The following is a 14213-nucleotide window of genomic DNA, read 5'->3' on the forward strand; positions in this document are numbered from 1 at the left end:
GAGAATTACTCTTTGAACACGCTGGTAAAGTGCGAAAGCTCCTTGAGCTTTTCAAGCGGCAGTTTGGAGGCCTGGGCATCCTGGGCGACGGCCACACCCTCTTTCAGGGAGTCCGCAATACCCGCGCAGTAGAGCGCCGCGCCGGCGTTGAGCGTGACGATATCCGCCTCCGGGCCGTCGCCGACCAGCGCGGCCTTGACCAAGCGCAGGCTCTCCTCGGCGGTCGCCGCCTTGAGCGTGGCAAGGCTTTGACGCTCGATACCAAGCGCCTCTGGCGTAATGGTGTACTCGATGATCTCGCCATCCTTGAGCTCCGCCACCTGGGTGGGCGCGGCCAGCGATATCTCGTCGAGGCCATCCTCGGAGTGCACGACCATGGCATGACGGCTGCCGAGTTTCTTGAGCGCCTCGGCCATCAGCGGCACCAGGTGCGGGGCGTAAACGCCGAGTACCTGATTGGGGGCGCTGGCCGGGTTGGTCAGCGGCCCCAGAATGTTGAACAGCGTGCGCACGCCCATTTCGCGCCGCGGGCCGATGGCGTAGCGCATCGCCGGGTGATGGTTGGGGGCGAACATGAAGCCGACGCCGACCTGCTCGATACAGCGCGCGACCTGCTCCGGGGAAAGATCCAGATAAATACCGGCGATATCGAAAAGATCTGCGCTTCCCGACGAGGACGACACGCTGCGGTTGCCGTGCTTGGCCACGTGGGCCCCGGCGGCGGCGGCGACGAAGCTCGACGCGGTGGAGACGTTGAACAAGTTCGCGCCGTCGCCGCCGGTGCCGACGATATCCACCACGTTGTCGGTGAATAGCCGCACCGGGCGCATCAAATCGCGCATTACCTGGGCGGCGGCGCTGACCTCGACGGCGCTCTCCCCTTTCATGGAGAGCCCGACCAGCAAACCGCCGATCTGGGCGTCGGAGGCTTCGCCGGTCATGATCTGATGCATCAGCGTGCGCATGACGTCGAAAGATAGATCTTCACGGCGCATCACCGCGTTGATGGCGTCTCGCATTTGCATGAAAGGACAGGCCTCTTTACGTAAAAAAGTGAGCAGTCAGCTGCGCGTTAGAAAATTGGCCAGCAGCGCGTGACCCTGACGGGTCAGTATCGACTCAGGATGAAACTGCACCCCTTCGATATCAAGCGTTCGGTGGCGCATCCCCATGATCAGCCCCGGCGTTTCGTCACCAGCCGTCGTCCAAGCGGTGACCTCGAAACACGCGGGCAAGCTTTCGCGCTCGACGACCAGCGAATGGTAGCGGGTCACCTCGAGCGGCGTTTCCAGAGCGCGAAACACGCCAATGCCCGTGTGCTCGATGGATGACGTTTTACCGTGCATCACCTTCGGCGCCCGCACGACCCGCGCCCCGAAGGCCTGGCCGATCGCCTGATGACCCAGGCACACGCCCAAAATGGGCAGCGTGCCGGCAAAGCGTTCGATGGCCGAAAGCGACACGCCCGCCTCGTTGGGCGTACAGGGCCCGGGGGAAATCACCAGGTGCGACGGCGCCAATGCCTGGATCTCATCAAGCGTTATGGCGTCGTGACGATAGGTCAATACCTCGGCGCCCAACTCGCTCAGGTACTGAACGATATTGAACGTGAAGCTATCGTAGTTATCGATCATCACCACACGCGGTGTCTTGTCCGCTATCGCCACGCTTACCCCATCACACTGATCAATCGGCTAAAAACGATGATACCCTAACCGGGCGGCGCGTTGCAGTGGTCAGGCGATATCAACGCCGCGCGGGCACTGGCAAGACGCTCGTGCAATTATTATGATCTGGCGTTTTTTTAACGAGGAACATTTGGAATGAAGCACCGCGCCATCCTTGGGAGTCTGTTGGTCGCCGGTTTGTTGGCCCTGGCCCTCCCCGTGCAGGCCGCGCCCTCGTATAAAGTGATGGCCTCGTTTTCGGTGATCGGTGATTTGGTACAACGCATCGCCGGCGACGACATCAGCGTCGAGACCATCGTGCCCCGCGGCCAGGATGTGCACCGCTGGGAGCTGACCCCGCCCAACGTGCTGGCGATCGAAGAGGCGGATATCGTCTTCTATAACGGCTACGGGCTCGAGCCTTGGCTTAGGCACGTCGAGGCCATGGCGGATCAGCGCCTGCGCCTCAAACCCGTGGCCGAGCGGGCGCAGTTTGAAACGCTGCCGGTGACGGTGGGCCGGCTCCATGGCAGCGTCGACCCGCACCTGTGGATGGACCCGGCCGGCGCCAGCGCCTACGTCGACGTCATTGCGCGCACCCTGGGCGAGCAGTATCCGGAAAAGCGCGACGCGTTCGAGGAGCGCGCCGCGCGCACCCGCGAGTCGCTGGCGCTTTTGAGCGCGCGTCTCACTGAGCGCCTGGAAGGTATTCCCCAAACCAACCGTGTGCTTTATACCAGCGAAGCCGGGATGGCGTATTTTGCCCGCGCCTTCGATTTCGACTACGCCGCCATCTGGGGCAGCAGCAGTGAGCGCCTGGGCAGCGCCTTCGATATGGCGGTGATGAGCGAGCGGCTGACCCACACCCGCCCACCGGCGCTTTTTTACGAGAGCACCACGCCCTGGATTCACATGGATGCGCTATCGCGGGAGAGCAATATTGCGCTCGCCGGCCCCTTGTTCGTCGATAGTCTCGGCGACACCGACAGCCCCGCCTATAACTACCCGGGCATGCTCAACTACAACGCCGAGCTTCTGCACAGGGCGCTCGGCGGCGCTCGGCCCTGAGCCGGGGCATTGTCAATCGAGTAGCGCGGTGAGGCTCGCCACGCAAAGATCCGGCCGGCTCGCCTCGATCGGCTCCCCGTGGTTGTAGCCATAAGGCAGGGCGACGGTGGCGAACCCCGCCGCCCTGCCCGCCTCGATATCGTGTTTAGAATCCCCCACCATCACGCATGCCTTTGGCGCTGCGCCCAGCGTATTTGCAGCGTGCAGCAGCGGAAGCGCACTCGGCTTTTTCTCGACCAGGGTGTCGCCGCCGATACAGAGCGCGAACCAATTCAACAGGCCGAAATGTTCGAGAATCGGCGCGATGAAGCGTTCGGGCTTGTTGGTGATTAGCGCAAGCGCGAAGCCGGCCTCATCGAGCGCGGCCAGCGTCTTTTCAACGCCATCGTACACACGGGTATGGGCAAACGGCGCGGCGCCGTAGTGGCGCATGAACGCCTCGTACGCCTGGGTCAAAAGCGTGTTGTCTGGCGCCTCACCCAGCGCCCAGGTCAGGGCGCGCTCGACCAGCGACCGGGCGCCGTTGCCCACCCAATCGCGCACGTTGGCCTCGTCCGGGGCGCGAACGCCGACCTCATCGAGCGCTTTTTGCACGCCCACGGCCAAATCCGGCACGGAGTCGATCAGGGTGCCGTCCAAGTCGAAAGCGATGAGCCGCTTGTCCGTTAAAATCGCGTGCATGAAACCTTCCTGTGGTGTTGTCAAGGAGCTGTCGAAAAGCGGTAAGCTCAGAGTGCCAAAAAGCACGCCCTGCGTCAGGCGAAAAGACGATAAAACCGCGCGCCGCCATTCGTCAGAATCAGTAGAAAGCACTATGCTGAAGCCAAATTTGCCAAGGAGAAGCCAGTGACTCACCCAAGGATCGTCATCGTCGGCGGCGGCGCGGGAGGCCTTGCGCTCGCCACGCGTTTAGGGCGCACGCTCGGCAAGAAGCAGCGCGCCGAAATCGTCCTTCTGGACCGCAGCGCCACCCACGTCTGGAAGCCGCTGCTGCATGAGCTGGCCACCGGCGTGTTGAACTCTGCCATGGACGAGGTCGACTTTCGCGGCCACTCCAGCGCCCACGGTTACCGCTACCAGCGCGGCTCGCTGTGCGGGCTCGACCGGGAAAACAAAACGTTGAGCCTGGCCCCCATTCTCGACGAGGATGGTATCGAGGTGCTGCCCGAGCGCACCCTCACCTATGACTACCTGGTGCTCTCGCTTGGCAGCGTCTCGAACGACTTCGGCACCAAGGGCGTGGCTGAGCACTGCCACTTCATCGACTCGCCCCAGCAAGCGAAGCTCTTTCAGCGCGACATGATCAACACCTTCCTGCGCTACACCGACCCGACGCTTCGAACCCACACCACACTAAGCGTCGGGATCGTCGGCGGCGGTGCGACCGGGGTGGAGCTCGCCGCGGAGCTTCTGGACGTCACCCGCCTGCTCAATGCCTATGGGGTCACCAACGTCGACGACAACCAGATCAGCGTTCACCTGATCGAGGCGGCGCCGCGCATTCTGCCCGCCCTTTCCGAACGCGTCAGCCAAACCGTTCACAAGGAGCTCGAAAGCCTGGGCGTCAACATCCATCTGGAAACCGCGATCAAGGAGGCGCGGGAGTACGAGCTGGTCACCGGTGACGGCGAAACGATCGAAACCGATCTGAACGTCTGGGCTGCGGGCATCAAGGCGCCGGACTTTCTCGCCGAACTGGGGCTTACGGTGAACAAGAGAAACCAGGTATGCGTCCAGCAGACCATGCAGAGCGTCGACGACCCGAGCATTTTCGCCATGGGCGACTGCGCCAGCTGCCCTCAGGGCGACGACTCCACGGTGCCACCCCGGGCCCAGGCCGTGCGCCAGCAGGCGGGGGTGTTGGCGGAAAACATCACGCGGGCGCTCGAGAGCAAGGAACTCAAGCCCTTCAAATACAAGGATAACGGCTCGCTGGTGTCGCTTGCCCGCTACGACGCGGTTGGCAACCTGATGCGCGGTGGCGCCTCACGCGGACTGTTTCTGGAAGGCTGGATGGCGCGCAACGCCTACGCCTCGCTCTACCGCATGCACCAGGTCTCGATTCACGGCGTACCGAAAACCGGACTGACCTGGGTGGTGGACAAGCTAAACCGTTATCTGAAGCCGCGCATGAAGCTGCACTGAGCGCGACCTGATGATCTTCCAAAACGAGTGGCCTGCTGAATTTAGCGGCCTATCGGATTAGTGGCCTGCCAAAGCCTGGCGCAGTGAGCCGATCACGCTGTCGTAGCCGTTCGGATCGCTTTTGCTGTGTGCATTGAAGATCGCGGAGCCGGCGACGAACGTATCCGCGCCGGCCTCCCTGATGGCCTGAATGTTATCCACCTTGACGCCGCCGTCGACCTCCAGGCGAATCGGGTGCGGGGCGGCGTCGATACGCCCGCGCGCTTGCCTGAGCTTGTCTAGCGTCGCCGGAATGAACGACTGCCCGCCAAAGCCCGGGTTGACGCTCATCAGCAGCACCATGTCGATCTTGTCCATCACGTAGTCGAGATAGGAAAGCGGCGTGGCCGGGTTGAACACCAGCCCCGCCTTGCAGCCGGCGTCGCGAATCAGCTGGAGCGAGCGGTCGATATGCTCGGAGGCTTCCGGGTGAAACGTGATGTAGCTGGCACCGGCCTCGATGAAATCACCGATCATGCGATCCACCGGCTTGACCATCAGATGCACGTCGATGGGTGCGGTCACGCCGTGGTCTCTAAGCGCCTTGCACACCATCGGCCCAATGGTCAGATTCGGCACGTAGTGGTTGTCCATGACGTCGAAGTGGACGATGTCGGCGCCAGAGGCGAGCACGTTGTCGACCTCTTCCCCCAGGCGGGCGAAGTTGGCAGAGAGAATCGAAGGGGCGATGAGAAAATCTTTCGCGGCGGTCATAAACGCTCCAGGGTAAAGCGGGCGCGCCTCAAAGGCGCTGACAAAGCGCGCATGATACCAGAGTCCGACGTTTCAGCGCCTGTCCGCTTAGCGGCGAGGAAACGGTCATTATTCCCCAATCGAATATAAAGACAGATTGTAATTCCTGAAACACAGGACTAACCTTGTCTTATCGCGAAAACGTCTATGGCCAGACCGACCCTACCGATCTCCATAAACGCCGTGCTTGCATGATCGCTCGGCACCTCGCTCATTCCTACTTGCCTGCCAACAAAAGGAAAGATTCGATGCGCTTACCGCTTGCCCTCTCTGCTCCCTTCACCCGCACCGCGCTGGCCCTTGCGCTCGGCGCCACCGCTGCGGGTGCGACCGGCACGGCCATGGCCCAGGAGCGCGAGCTTCTGAACTCGTCCTACGATATCGCTCGCGAGCTGTTCGCCGCGATCAATCCGGACTTCATCGAGTGGTGGGAGCAGGAGCACGACGAAGAGGTCAGCGTGAGCCAGTCCCACGGCGGCTCCTCTGCCCAAGCGCGTGCCATCATGCAGGGCCTTCGCGCCGATGTCGTCACCTTCAATCAGGTGACCGATGTCGACGTACTGGCGGACGCCGGGCTGGTCGACGAGGACTGGCAGGACGCGTTCGACAACAACGCCTCGCCCTACTACTCTACCACGGCCTTTTTGGTGCGCAAGGACAACCCCAAGGGTATCGAGAGCTGGGACGATCTGGTTCAGGAAGACGTCGAGCTGGTATTCCCCAACCCGAAAACCTCCGGCAACGCACGCTACACTTACCTCGCCGCCTGGGGCTTCGCCGATCGTGAATTCGAGGGTGACGAAGAGCAGATTCATGAGTTCATGCGTACCCTTCTCGCCAATGTGGCGGTATTCGACACCGGCGGTCGCGGCGCCACCACCAGCTTCATCGAACGCGGCATTGGCGACGTGCTGATCAGCTTCGAGTCCGAGGTGAACAACATTCGCCGCGAGTACGGCAGCGACGATTACGAAGTCATCGTGCCGCCAATGAGCGTGCTGGCGGAGTTCCCGGTCGCGGTGGTCTCGGAAAACGCCGAGCGTAACGGCAACGAGGACCTCGCTCAGGGCTATCTCGACTACCTCTACACCGAAGAGGCTCAGCGCACGCTGGCCGGCTTCAACTACCGCGTTCATAACGACGCCGTGGTAGAAGAGTTCGCCGACGAGTTTCCGGAAACCGAGCTTTTCAACGTCGACGACGTCTTCGGCAGCTGGGACGAGATCATGGAAACGCATTTTGAGAGCGGCGGCATGCTCGACCAGCTTCAGCGTCGCTAACGGCTCGGCATGAAATCGTTGAGCTTTCACCAATCCGGCAGCGCGCGCGTGCTGCCGGGTTTTGGTTTGTCCATGGGTATCAGCGTGCTGTTCATTTCGCTGGTGCTGCTCTTACCCATCACCGGGCTGTTCGGCCAGCTGGCGGGGTTGAGCCTCGCCGAGTACTGGTCGATCGTTACGGAAGGCCGGGTGGTGGCAAGCTATATGGTGACGCTGGGCGCGGCGGCGGTGGCTGCATTGGTCAATGCGGCGTTCGGGCTGCTGTTGGCTTGGGTGCTGGTACGCTACGAGTTTCCCGGCAAGCGGCTTCTGGACGCGCTGATGGACCTGCCCTTTGCGCTCCCCACCGCCGTGGCCGGCATTACGCTTGCCACGCTCTACGCCAGTAACGGCTGGATGGGTCGACTGCTCGAGCCGCTGGGGTTTCAGGTGGCCTACACCTGGGTGGGCATTGCGCTTGCCATGGCGTTCACCAGTATTCCCTTCGTGGTGCGCACGGTGCAGCCGGTGCTGGAGGATCTACCGGGGGAGATCGACGAGGCGGCAATGTCGCTCGGCGCCACCGACGGCGTCGCGTTTCGCCGCGTGATCATGCCGCACCTGTGGCCAGCGCTGGTCACCGGCACCGGGCTCGCCTTCGTGCGCTCGCTCGGTGAGTTCGGGGCGATCATCTTCATCGCCGGCAACATGCCCTATGAAACCGAAATCACCGCACTGATGATTTTCGTGCGCCTACAGGAGTACGACTACGCCGGCGCCTCGGCGATCGCCTCAGTCGTGCTGTTCACCTCACTGGCGCTGCTGCTCGCGATCAACGTGTGGCAGGGGCGCTTCGTTCGTCGTCTGCACGGAGGATCTACCTGATGCGCCGCGTGGGTGATGCACCGCTGGTTCGAAATATCCTGATAGCCGCCGCCGTTTTCTTATCGGCGCTGTTTCTGCTGCTGCCGCTGGTCGCCATTTTCGCCCAGGCGCTGTCCAGCGGCGTGATGGTGTTCTGGGAAAACGTCAGCAACGTCTATACCCTGCACGCCATTGGCCTGACGCTTTTGATCGCACTGATGACCATTCCGGTGTGCCTGGTATTTGGCGTGGCGCTGGCCTGGCTGGTCACCCGGTTTCGCTTTCCCGGTCGGCGAATTCTGCAAACGCTGATCGACATTCCCTTCGCGGTATCGCCGGTGGTGGCAGGGCTCGTTTATCTGCTGCTCTACGGGCGTAACGGCTGGATCGGAAGCTTTCTGGACGGCTACGATATCCAGCTGATGTTCGCCTGGCCGGGAATTTTGATGGTCACCATCTTCGTCACCTGCCCGTTCGTCGCCCGCGAGCTGATTCCGCTGATGCAGGCCCAGGGCACCCGCGAAGAGGAAGCGGCGGTGACCCTGGGCGCCTCCGGCTGGACCGTCTTTCGCCGCGTCACGCTGCCCAACATCAAGTGGGCGCTTTTGTACGGCGTCATTTTGACCAACGCCCGAGCAGTGGGTGAGTTCGGCGCCGTGTCGGTAGTGTCCGGGGCGATTCGCGGCCAGACCAACACTCTGCCGCTGCACCTCGAGCAGCTTTACCAGGATTACAATGCGGTCGGGGCGTTTTCGAGCGCGGCGCTGCTGGCGCTGATTGCGCTTTTGACGCTGGCGACCAAGGCGGCCCTTCAGCGGCGCGCCACCCGCCGGGAGGCCATTTTATGAGCATCGAGCTACACCATATCGCCAAGCACTTCGGCGCCACTCAGGCGCTCGAGCCGATCGATCTCAACATTCATGACGGCGAGCTGGTGGGCCTTCTGGGGCCGTCAGGCTCCGGCAAGACCACGCTTTTGCGCATCATCGCGGGGCTCGAAAACGCCGACCGCTCGCCCACCCCGGGTAAAATTCTGTTCGGCGAGCGCGACGTGACCCACGTGCACGTACGCGACCGACGCATCGGCTTCGTCTTTCAACACTACGCGCTTTTTCGCCACATGAGCGTGTTCGATAACGTCGCCTTCGGTCTGACCGTGATGCCGCGCAAGGATCGTCCGTCCAAAGGCGAGATTCGCGCGCGGGTCTTTCGGCTTCTGGAAATGGTCAAGCTCGAGCACTTCGCCAACCGCCTGCCGGCCCAGCTCTCCGGCGGTCAGCAACAGCGGGTGTCGCTGGCACGGGCACTTGCGGTCCAGCCGGACGTACTGCTGCTCGACGAGCCTTTCGGCGCGCTGGACGCCAAGGTGCGCCAGGACCTTCGCCGGTGGCTGCGCCGCTTGCACGAAGAGCTGGGCTTCACCAGCGTGTTCGTCACCCACGACCAGGAGGAGGCGCTGGAGCTCTCCGACCGCGTGGTGGTCATGAGTAACGGCCGCATCGAGCAGATCGATACGCCCGAGGCGCTCTACCGGGCACCGAAAAACCGCTTCGTGTTCGAGTTTCTGGGCGACGTCAACCATCTGGAAGGCCACGTCAAAAACGGCGTGCTCACCTGCGGCGATGCGAAGCTCAAGGTCGACCTACCGGATGGTGACGAGGAGCTTTTGCTGCGCCCCCACGAGGTGCGCCTGGCGGAAACGTTCGAGCCCGGCGTTCACCTGCCGATGACGATCACCGCGTTTTCGCTGGTCGGCGCCGAGGTGCGCGTGGAGCTCGAAGCCGACTGGCTCGGCGCGCCCTGGCTTGCCACGGTACGCCACTCAGATTTCGAGCGCCTGAAGATCCATCGCGGCCAGCGCCTTTACGCCCACCCAAGGCGCTGGCACCGCTTCAAGGACGACGCGGCGAAGACGCGCCAGCCCCACTAAACGAAGGCGCCGCAGACCAGCGGCGCGTTCGCGTTCATCCGGCGCGCAGCTGGCGAAAGGTCAGGTTCACCCGCGCATCCATACACTTTTTGGTTTTGGGCAAGCTGTGCCACCAGTGGGTCTGGGTCGCCCCCTGCATGATCAGAAGGCTGCCATGTTCCAGCAAAAGCGAGACGCGCTCGCCGCTCGCCTTGTGCTTGAACGAGAAACGCCGCTCGCCGCCGAGCGTCAGCGAAGCGATGATGCCTTGCTCGGCAAGCTCGCGCTCGTCGTCGCTGTGCCAGCCCATGCCCTCCTCGCCGCTGTGGTAGAGATTGCACAGGCACGAATCAAAGCGCGCCCCACTTGCCCGCTCTACCCGCTCTTTCAGCGCCTGCAAAAGCGCCGGCCAAACCCGCGCCCGTTTGGTCTGACCCGAGTAGGTGTAGGTGGCCGGCGCATCGGCGTACCAGGCGACCTTACGCCGGGTGGTGATGTCACGGCCGAACATCACCACACGCTCGTGGGCCCAGTCGAGCTCTAAAACACAGCGCGTGAAGTAGGCGCTTGCCTCGCGCTCGGTGAGCACCGGGCCGAGGTAAAACGCCTCGCCGTCGTGGGGCAGCAAATTGGCCGGCGGCGGCGTGTCGAAAAGCGCCTCTTGCTCCATGAAAACTCTCCAGAAACGTGCCTTTGGGTTTGCATGTACCCGACGCGCGAGCGCAGGCTATACTGGCCTTTTTAACCATTGCGGAGAAACACCATGCTTCGGCGTCATTTTTTAACGCTCACCACGGCGCTTGTCGCAGGCGCTTGGCTTACCGCCTGCGCCAGCCCCCAGTACCTTCAGCTAAGTCCGGAGCGTACCGCCGAGGTTCCCAAGGCGGGCTCGGGGCAGCAGGTTAGCGTTGCGGCGGTCGATGCCCGTGAAAGCGAAGTGATCGGCACCCGCGCCGGCGGCAGCATGTCCACCGCCCAGATCACGGTCAACAGCCACGAGCTGGTGCCAAGGCTTCAGGCGGAAGCCGAGCGTGCGGTGCGCGAAATGGGCTTCAACCCGACCAGCAGCCCGGTGCAAAACGCCCCGAGCCTGACCCTGGAGCTAGCAAGCCTGCACTACGGCCAGGGCGACAGCGGCCAACCCCTGGTCGACGAGGCGCGCATCGAGGCAGTTTTTCGCGCCATCGCGCAAAACCGCGGCACCACCTACACCGGCACCTATACCTCACGGCGCACCCAGGGCTACGCCATCAAGCCCGGTGAAGCGACCAACACGCGCATGATCAACGATTTGCTCAGCGACGGCATGAATCGCGCGTTCAGCGACCCGGAGCTTGCACAGCTTCTGGCCCGCTAACCGCGCTGCCATATGAAGGCGCGGGTCACGCTGGCCCGCGCCGCTTGAGCGCCCACACCTGCTCGCTGACGCCGCGCGCGTCCGCCTCACGTTGTTCCAGCAGCGTCAGCGCAAAGTTCGGCGACAAAAGCCGTCGAATCTCCTCTTCCGCTACGCTGTAGGGCGGGCCTTCCTCGCCATTTTCGTGGGTCACGCTGATCAAAAGCCCTGCCGCCCCGGGCGGCAAAAGCTGCGCCAGATGAAACGCGTAGCGCGCCCGGGTGGCCGGGGGCAGCGCAATCAGCGCGGCGCGGTCGAAAAACGCGTCGAGCTGCGAGGCCTGGCGGCGGGTAAGATGGAAAAAGTCGCCGCACCAAAGCTCGACATTGGCCTGGCGGGCAATATCGAACCCGGTCTGGCGGTAGCGCGACACTCCAAGCGGGCGCTGCGCTAAAAACTGCGCCACCGCTTCCGGGGCGAGCTCGATGCCGAGTACCGCATGGCCGCGCTCGGCAAGCCAGCGCATGTCCAGGCTTTTACCGCACAGCGGTACCAGCACCCTGGCGTTTTGGGCGACGTTCAAATCCGGCCAGTGTCGAACCAGCGCCGGGTGAGTCACCGATTGGTGAAAGCCGATACGCCCTTCTTGCCAGCGCTTGCGCCACGCGTTCTCCATCGATACCTCTTGGCTGGGCGCTTAGAACCAGCGGTCGCGTTTTTTACGCCGGCGCGGCAGGTGCGGCACGATCAGCCCCACCAGAAGCCCGGCCCCGGCCACGCCGCCTCCGTACATGAAATAGCGCATCAGAAGATCCTCTTCCTGGGTGTCCAGGCGAGCCTCGAGCGCGCGCACCTGTTGGCGAGACTGATCGGTTACGCTTTCGAGCTCGCGGTTGCGCGCTTCGAGCTCGGTAATACGCTGCTCGCGTACCTCGAGCGTCTCGCGCATCGAGGAGACGCGCTCCTCCCACGTATCGTTGATACCGTCGAGTTCCTGGGTAAGTTCACCGACCTGATCTTCGAGTTCGGGAAGCTGCTCGCGGGCGCTCGGGGTTTGCTGCAGTTCGTCGCTGAGCACCCATACGGCGTCACCGCCGCTGCCGCGTACGCGGGTGTAGTCGCCGCTCTCTTCGAGCACCTCGACCTCTTCGCCGGCGTTGAGCGTTCCCACGATACGGTAGCCGTCGGTGGGGCCGCTACGCACGAAGGTGCTGAGCTCTTCGCTGACCCAGGCCTGACTATCGTTTTGGGCGAGCGCCGTAGAGCTTGCCCCACCCATCAATAAACCGGCACTCGCCAGACAACCCATGAAACGAGACTTTTTTACTTGCATGACTAACATCCTGATCAAAAAACACGTACGTCGAGCATCGTTGCCTAAAGGCGCGCCCGTACGCTTACCTTTCACCGCGAGGTGGCAGCGGGAAGGGACGAGTAAATTCCGCGACGCGGCTATCGCTTTTGACGACTTTCAGCGGGCCTTCACGCTCGACTTCGTCGATCCGCACGATGGCGTTGAGCGGCAGGTAGCTTCGCTTGACGCCCTCGAAGGTGCGCTGCAGTTTTTCAGCGCCCGGGTCGACCACCACCCGCGAAACATCGTCAAAGACAAACTCCTCGACTTCAATAAAGCCCCAGAGTTCGCTTTGAAAGATCTCTCTGACGTATAAATCCCACACTTCACCCTGCTGGTGAACCACTACCCGATAGATTGGCTTGGGCGCCATTCTGGCGTCGTCCTCTTGGCGTTTAAAGGTCAAAAACTCGATCCTAGACTATCATAACTCTGGGCTTGCCCTTTACTGCCGCGTGCACGTTTTACGCGTTACTCCCCTTTTTCAGGGCGGCGGCTCGGGTATTGTTTGGGTGACCGAGTGTGTATGGTGGCGTCAATGCAGACGGTTTTTTCCCCACAGGAGTTACCAGCATGGAAAAGGATTCGAGCAAGGGGTATATCGCCCTACTGGGTTGGAGCCTGAACGCCATCGAAGCGGCGGAAAAGTTCGACCGCCGCTACATCGTGGTCGCCCCGGACTGGGCCGAAGAGTATTGCCAACAGCACAACATTCCCCACGTGGCCTGGAACTTCGAGCGTCTCAACGACCGCTCGCTCGAAATCGCCGAAACCCTGAAAGAGAAAGGCGTTGACGTCGCCATCCCGTTGTTCGAAGAGACCGTGGAGTGGGCCGGCGCGATCAACTCGCTGCTGCTCGACAACCCGCGCCTTTATGGTCAGTCGCTATTGCTACGCGACAAGGCCCTGATGAAGCGCCGGGCACAGCTGGGAGGCATTCGCGTAGGCATTTTCGAAGAAGCCCACGACAAGGAAGACGTCATCCGCTTTTTGAAGCGCGTCAACCAAACGCTTTTGAAGCTCGACGGCGACCCCAACGACCCTATTCACCTCAAGGCCTTCGATAAGGCCGGATGTCTTGGCCACCGCGTGATTCGCACCCCGGATGAAATCGATTCGATTCCGGAAGAGGAATTCCCGGTATTGATGGAGTCGCACCTGGACGGCTGGGAGTTCGCCGTCGAGGCGTGGATTCATAACGGCAAGATCGCCTTTTTGAACATTTCCGAGTACGTGACCCTGGGTTATTCGGTGTTCGTGCCCGCCTCGCCGGAGCTCGAAAAGTATCGCGAACAGATCACCCAACAGATCGAGAAGCTCATCAAGACCTTCGACATCGAGTTCGGCCTGATTCACCCGGAGTACTTCGTCACCAGCGACGGCGAGATGTACTTTGGGGAAGTCGCCTACCGCCCGCCGGGCTTCAAGGTGTTCGAACTGCTCGAGCGCGTTTACGGCTTCAACGCCTACCAGGCCTCGATGCTGGTATTCGACCCCAAAACCACGCCGGAAGAGGTCGCCGCCTTCTTCCCCAGGGAAGTGGTCGATGCCGACGGCTTCGCCGGCTGCTTCGGCGTCTACCCTCGCCGACGCGTGGTCAGCCGCCTGGAGATTCCGGAGGAGACCGAGGATCACCCCTACTTCGAGTCACACGAGCTTACCTCGCCGGTCGAAGAAACGGTCACCAAGCGCACCGCCTTCGGCACCCACTGGGGGCTTATCTATTTTCGCGGCGACGACGCCCACACGCTTCGCGATCTGCTAAAACATCAGGAAGACCTCGACTTCTATGTATAATCCCCGCGACTGCAGGGAAAAG

General features: G+C 62.2%; 16 protein-coding genes. 8 read left to right on the top strand and 8 right to left on the bottom strand.

The features are described from left to right. Nucleotides 1–5: 5 nt before the first annotated feature. Together trpD and RN347_RS11135 are read right to left on the bottom strand one after the other, a co-directional pair. A complete protein-coding gene (trpD, locus tag RN347_RS11130) occupies nt 6–1025 on the bottom strand; it encodes an anthranilate phosphoribosyltransferase (protein WP_263586729.1) in 1020 nt (339 codons plus the stop codon). 36 nt (nt 1026–1061) lie between these two features. Beyond that, complete coding sequence (locus RN347_RS11135) at nt 1062–1634, bottom strand: aminodeoxychorismate/anthranilate synthase component II (protein ID WP_263587298.1); 573 nt, start codon at nt 1632–1634, stop codon at nt 1062–1064. A 189-nt stretch (nt 1635–1823) separates the two neighbouring features. Here RN347_RS11135 and RN347_RS11140 point away from each other — a divergent pair, with 189 nt between their 5' ends. Then, a complete protein-coding gene (locus tag RN347_RS11140; protein ID WP_311958268.1) occupies nt 1824–2735 on the top strand; it encodes a metal ABC transporter solute-binding protein, Zn/Mn family in 912 nt (303 codons plus the stop codon). 12 nt (nt 2736–2747) lie between these two features. On the opposite strand, the gene RN347_RS11145 is transcribed toward RN347_RS11140, so the two are convergent. Continuing rightward, nucleotides 2748–3416: a phosphoglycolate phosphatase gene (locus RN347_RS11145; RefSeq protein ID WP_311958269.1), complete on the bottom strand. Its 669-nt coding sequence runs from the start codon at nt 3414–3416 to the stop codon at nt 2748–2750. A gap of 165 nt (nt 3417–3581) precedes the next feature. Between RN347_RS11145 and RN347_RS11150 the strand changes: the two genes are divergently transcribed. Continuing rightward, nucleotides 3582–4880, top strand: coding sequence for an NAD(P)/FAD-dependent oxidoreductase (locus tag RN347_RS11150; RefSeq protein ID WP_263586726.1), 1299 nt, complete (start codon nt 3582–3584; stop codon nt 4878–4880). A 57-nt stretch (nt 4881–4937) separates the two neighbouring features. Here RN347_RS11150 and rpe read toward each other — a convergent pair whose 3' ends face one another. Next, nucleotides 4938–5633: a ribulose-phosphate 3-epimerase gene (gene rpe, locus RN347_RS11155; protein WP_311958270.1), complete on the bottom strand. Its 696-nt coding sequence runs from the start codon at nt 5631–5633 to the stop codon at nt 4938–4940. Between the two features lie 287 nt (nt 5634–5920). Between rpe and cysP the strand changes: the two genes are divergently transcribed. From cysP to RN347_RS11175, 4 genes are read left to right on the top strand one after another with little or no spacing between them, the layout of a single operon-like run. Then, the gene (cysP, locus tag RN347_RS11160) at nt 5921–6952 is read left to right on the top strand and encodes a thiosulfate ABC transporter substrate-binding protein CysP (protein WP_311958271.1); all 1032 of its coding nucleotides are present in this window, start codon (nt 5921–5923) and stop codon (nt 6950–6952) included. A 9-nt stretch (nt 6953–6961) separates the two neighbouring features. After that, nucleotides 6962–7816: a sulfate ABC transporter permease subunit CysT gene (gene cysT, locus RN347_RS11165; protein ID WP_311958272.1), complete on the top strand. Its 855-nt coding sequence runs from the start codon at nt 6962–6964 to the stop codon at nt 7814–7816. Then, nucleotides 7816–8643 (top strand): sulfate ABC transporter permease subunit CysW, encoded by an 828-nt coding sequence (cysW, locus tag RN347_RS11170; protein WP_311958273.1) that lies wholly within the window; start codon nt 7816–7818, stop codon nt 8641–8643. The genes cysT and cysW overlap by 1 nt, the downstream gene beginning before the upstream one ends. After that, nucleotides 8640–9725: a sulfate/molybdate ABC transporter ATP-binding protein gene (locus RN347_RS11175; protein ID WP_263586721.1), complete on the top strand. Its 1086-nt coding sequence runs from the start codon at nt 8640–8642 to the stop codon at nt 9723–9725. The genes cysW and RN347_RS11175 overlap by 4 nt, the downstream gene beginning before the upstream one ends. Before the next feature lie 34 nt (nt 9726–9759). On the opposite strand, the gene RN347_RS11180 is transcribed toward RN347_RS11175, so the two are convergent. Next, a complete protein-coding gene (locus RN347_RS11180) occupies nt 9760–10374 on the bottom strand; it encodes an alpha-ketoglutarate-dependent dioxygenase AlkB (protein ID WP_311958274.1) in 615 nt (204 codons plus the stop codon). A gap of 93 nt (nt 10375–10467) precedes the next feature. On the opposite strand from RN347_RS11180, the gene RN347_RS11185 reads away from it, so the two are divergent. Then, nucleotides 10468–11061: a YajG family lipoprotein gene (locus RN347_RS11185; RefSeq protein ID WP_311958275.1), complete on the top strand. Its 594-nt coding sequence runs from the start codon at nt 10468–10470 to the stop codon at nt 11059–11061. 25 nt (nt 11062–11086) lie between these two features. Here the strand turns inward: RN347_RS11185 and tmpT are convergent, their stop codons facing one another. From tmpT to RN347_RS11200, 3 genes are all read right to left on the bottom strand, one after another. Next, nucleotides 11087–11716, bottom strand: coding sequence for a thiopurine S-methyltransferase (gene tmpT / locus RN347_RS11190; protein WP_263586718.1), 630 nt, complete (start codon nt 11714–11716; stop codon nt 11087–11089). Nucleotides 11717–11737: 21 nt separating this feature from the next. After that, nucleotides 11738–12373, bottom strand: coding sequence for a TIGR04211 family SH3 domain-containing protein (locus RN347_RS11195; RefSeq protein WP_263586717.1), 636 nt, complete (start codon nt 12371–12373; stop codon nt 11738–11740). Between the two features lie 64 nt (nt 12374–12437). Then, nucleotides 12438–12767, bottom strand: coding sequence for a DUF1820 family protein (locus RN347_RS11200; RefSeq protein ID WP_252109111.1), 330 nt, complete (start codon nt 12765–12767; stop codon nt 12438–12440). A gap of 200 nt (nt 12768–12967) precedes the next feature. Between RN347_RS11200 and RN347_RS11205 the strand changes: the two genes are divergently transcribed. Beyond that, nucleotides 12968–14191 (top strand): carboxylate--amine ligase, encoded by a 1224-nt coding sequence (locus tag RN347_RS11205; protein ID WP_311958276.1) that lies wholly within the window; start codon nt 12968–12970, stop codon nt 14189–14191. Nucleotides 14192–14213: the final 22 nt, after the last annotated feature.

Source organism: Halomonas sp. PAMB 3264, assembly GCF_031954245.1.
GTDB lineage: Bacteria > Pseudomonadota > Gammaproteobacteria > Pseudomonadales > Halomonadaceae > Vreelandella.

Coding starts and splice junctions, on each gene's coding strand:
- cysW (WP_311958273.1), top strand. CDS start 7,816: ATGCGCCGCGTGGGTGATGCACCGCTGGTTCGAAATATCCTGATAGCC.
- cysT (WP_311958272.1), top strand. CDS start 6,962: ATGAAATCGTTGAGCTTTCACCAATCCGGCAGCGCGCGCGTGCTGCCG.
- RN347_RS11140 (WP_311958268.1), top strand. CDS start 1,824: ATGAAGCACCGCGCCATCCTTGGGAGTCTGTTGGTCGCCGGTTTGTTG.
- RN347_RS11195 (WP_263586717.1), bottom strand. CDS start 12,373: ATGCAAGTAAAAAAGTCTCGTTTCATGGGTTGTCTGGCGAGTGCCGGT.
- RN347_RS11175 (WP_263586721.1), top strand. CDS start 8,640: ATGAGCATCGAGCTACACCATATCGCCAAGCACTTCGGCGCCACTCAG.
- RN347_RS11180 (WP_311958274.1), bottom strand. CDS start 10,374: ATGGAGCAAGAGGCGCTTTTCGACACGCCGCCGCCGGCCAATTTGCTG.
- rpe (WP_311958270.1), bottom strand. CDS start 5,633: ATGACCGCCGCGAAAGATTTTCTCATCGCCCCTTCGATTCTCTCTGCC.
- RN347_RS11135 (WP_263587298.1), bottom strand. CDS start 1,634: ATGATCGATAACTACGATAGCTTCACGTTCAATATCGTTCAGTACCTG.
- RN347_RS11200 (WP_252109111.1), bottom strand. CDS start 12,767: ATGGCGCCCAAGCCAATCTATCGGGTAGTGGTTCACCAGCAGGGTGAA.
- RN347_RS11185 (WP_311958275.1), top strand. CDS start 10,468: ATGCTTCGGCGTCATTTTTTAACGCTCACCACGGCGCTTGTCGCAGGC.
- RN347_RS11205 (WP_311958276.1), top strand. CDS start 12,968: ATGGAAAAGGATTCGAGCAAGGGGTATATCGCCCTACTGGGTTGGAGC.
- RN347_RS11145 (WP_311958269.1), bottom strand. CDS start 3,416: ATGCACGCGATTTTAACGGACAAGCGGCTCATCGCTTTCGACTTGGAC.
- cysP (WP_311958271.1), top strand. CDS start 5,921: ATGCGCTTACCGCTTGCCCTCTCTGCTCCCTTCACCCGCACCGCGCTG.
- trpD (WP_263586729.1), bottom strand. CDS start 1,025: ATGCAAATGCGAGACGCCATCAACGCGGTGATGCGCCGTGAAGATCTA.
- tmpT (WP_263586718.1), bottom strand. CDS start 11,716: ATGGAGAACGCGTGGCGCAAGCGCTGGCAAGAAGGGCGTATCGGCTTT.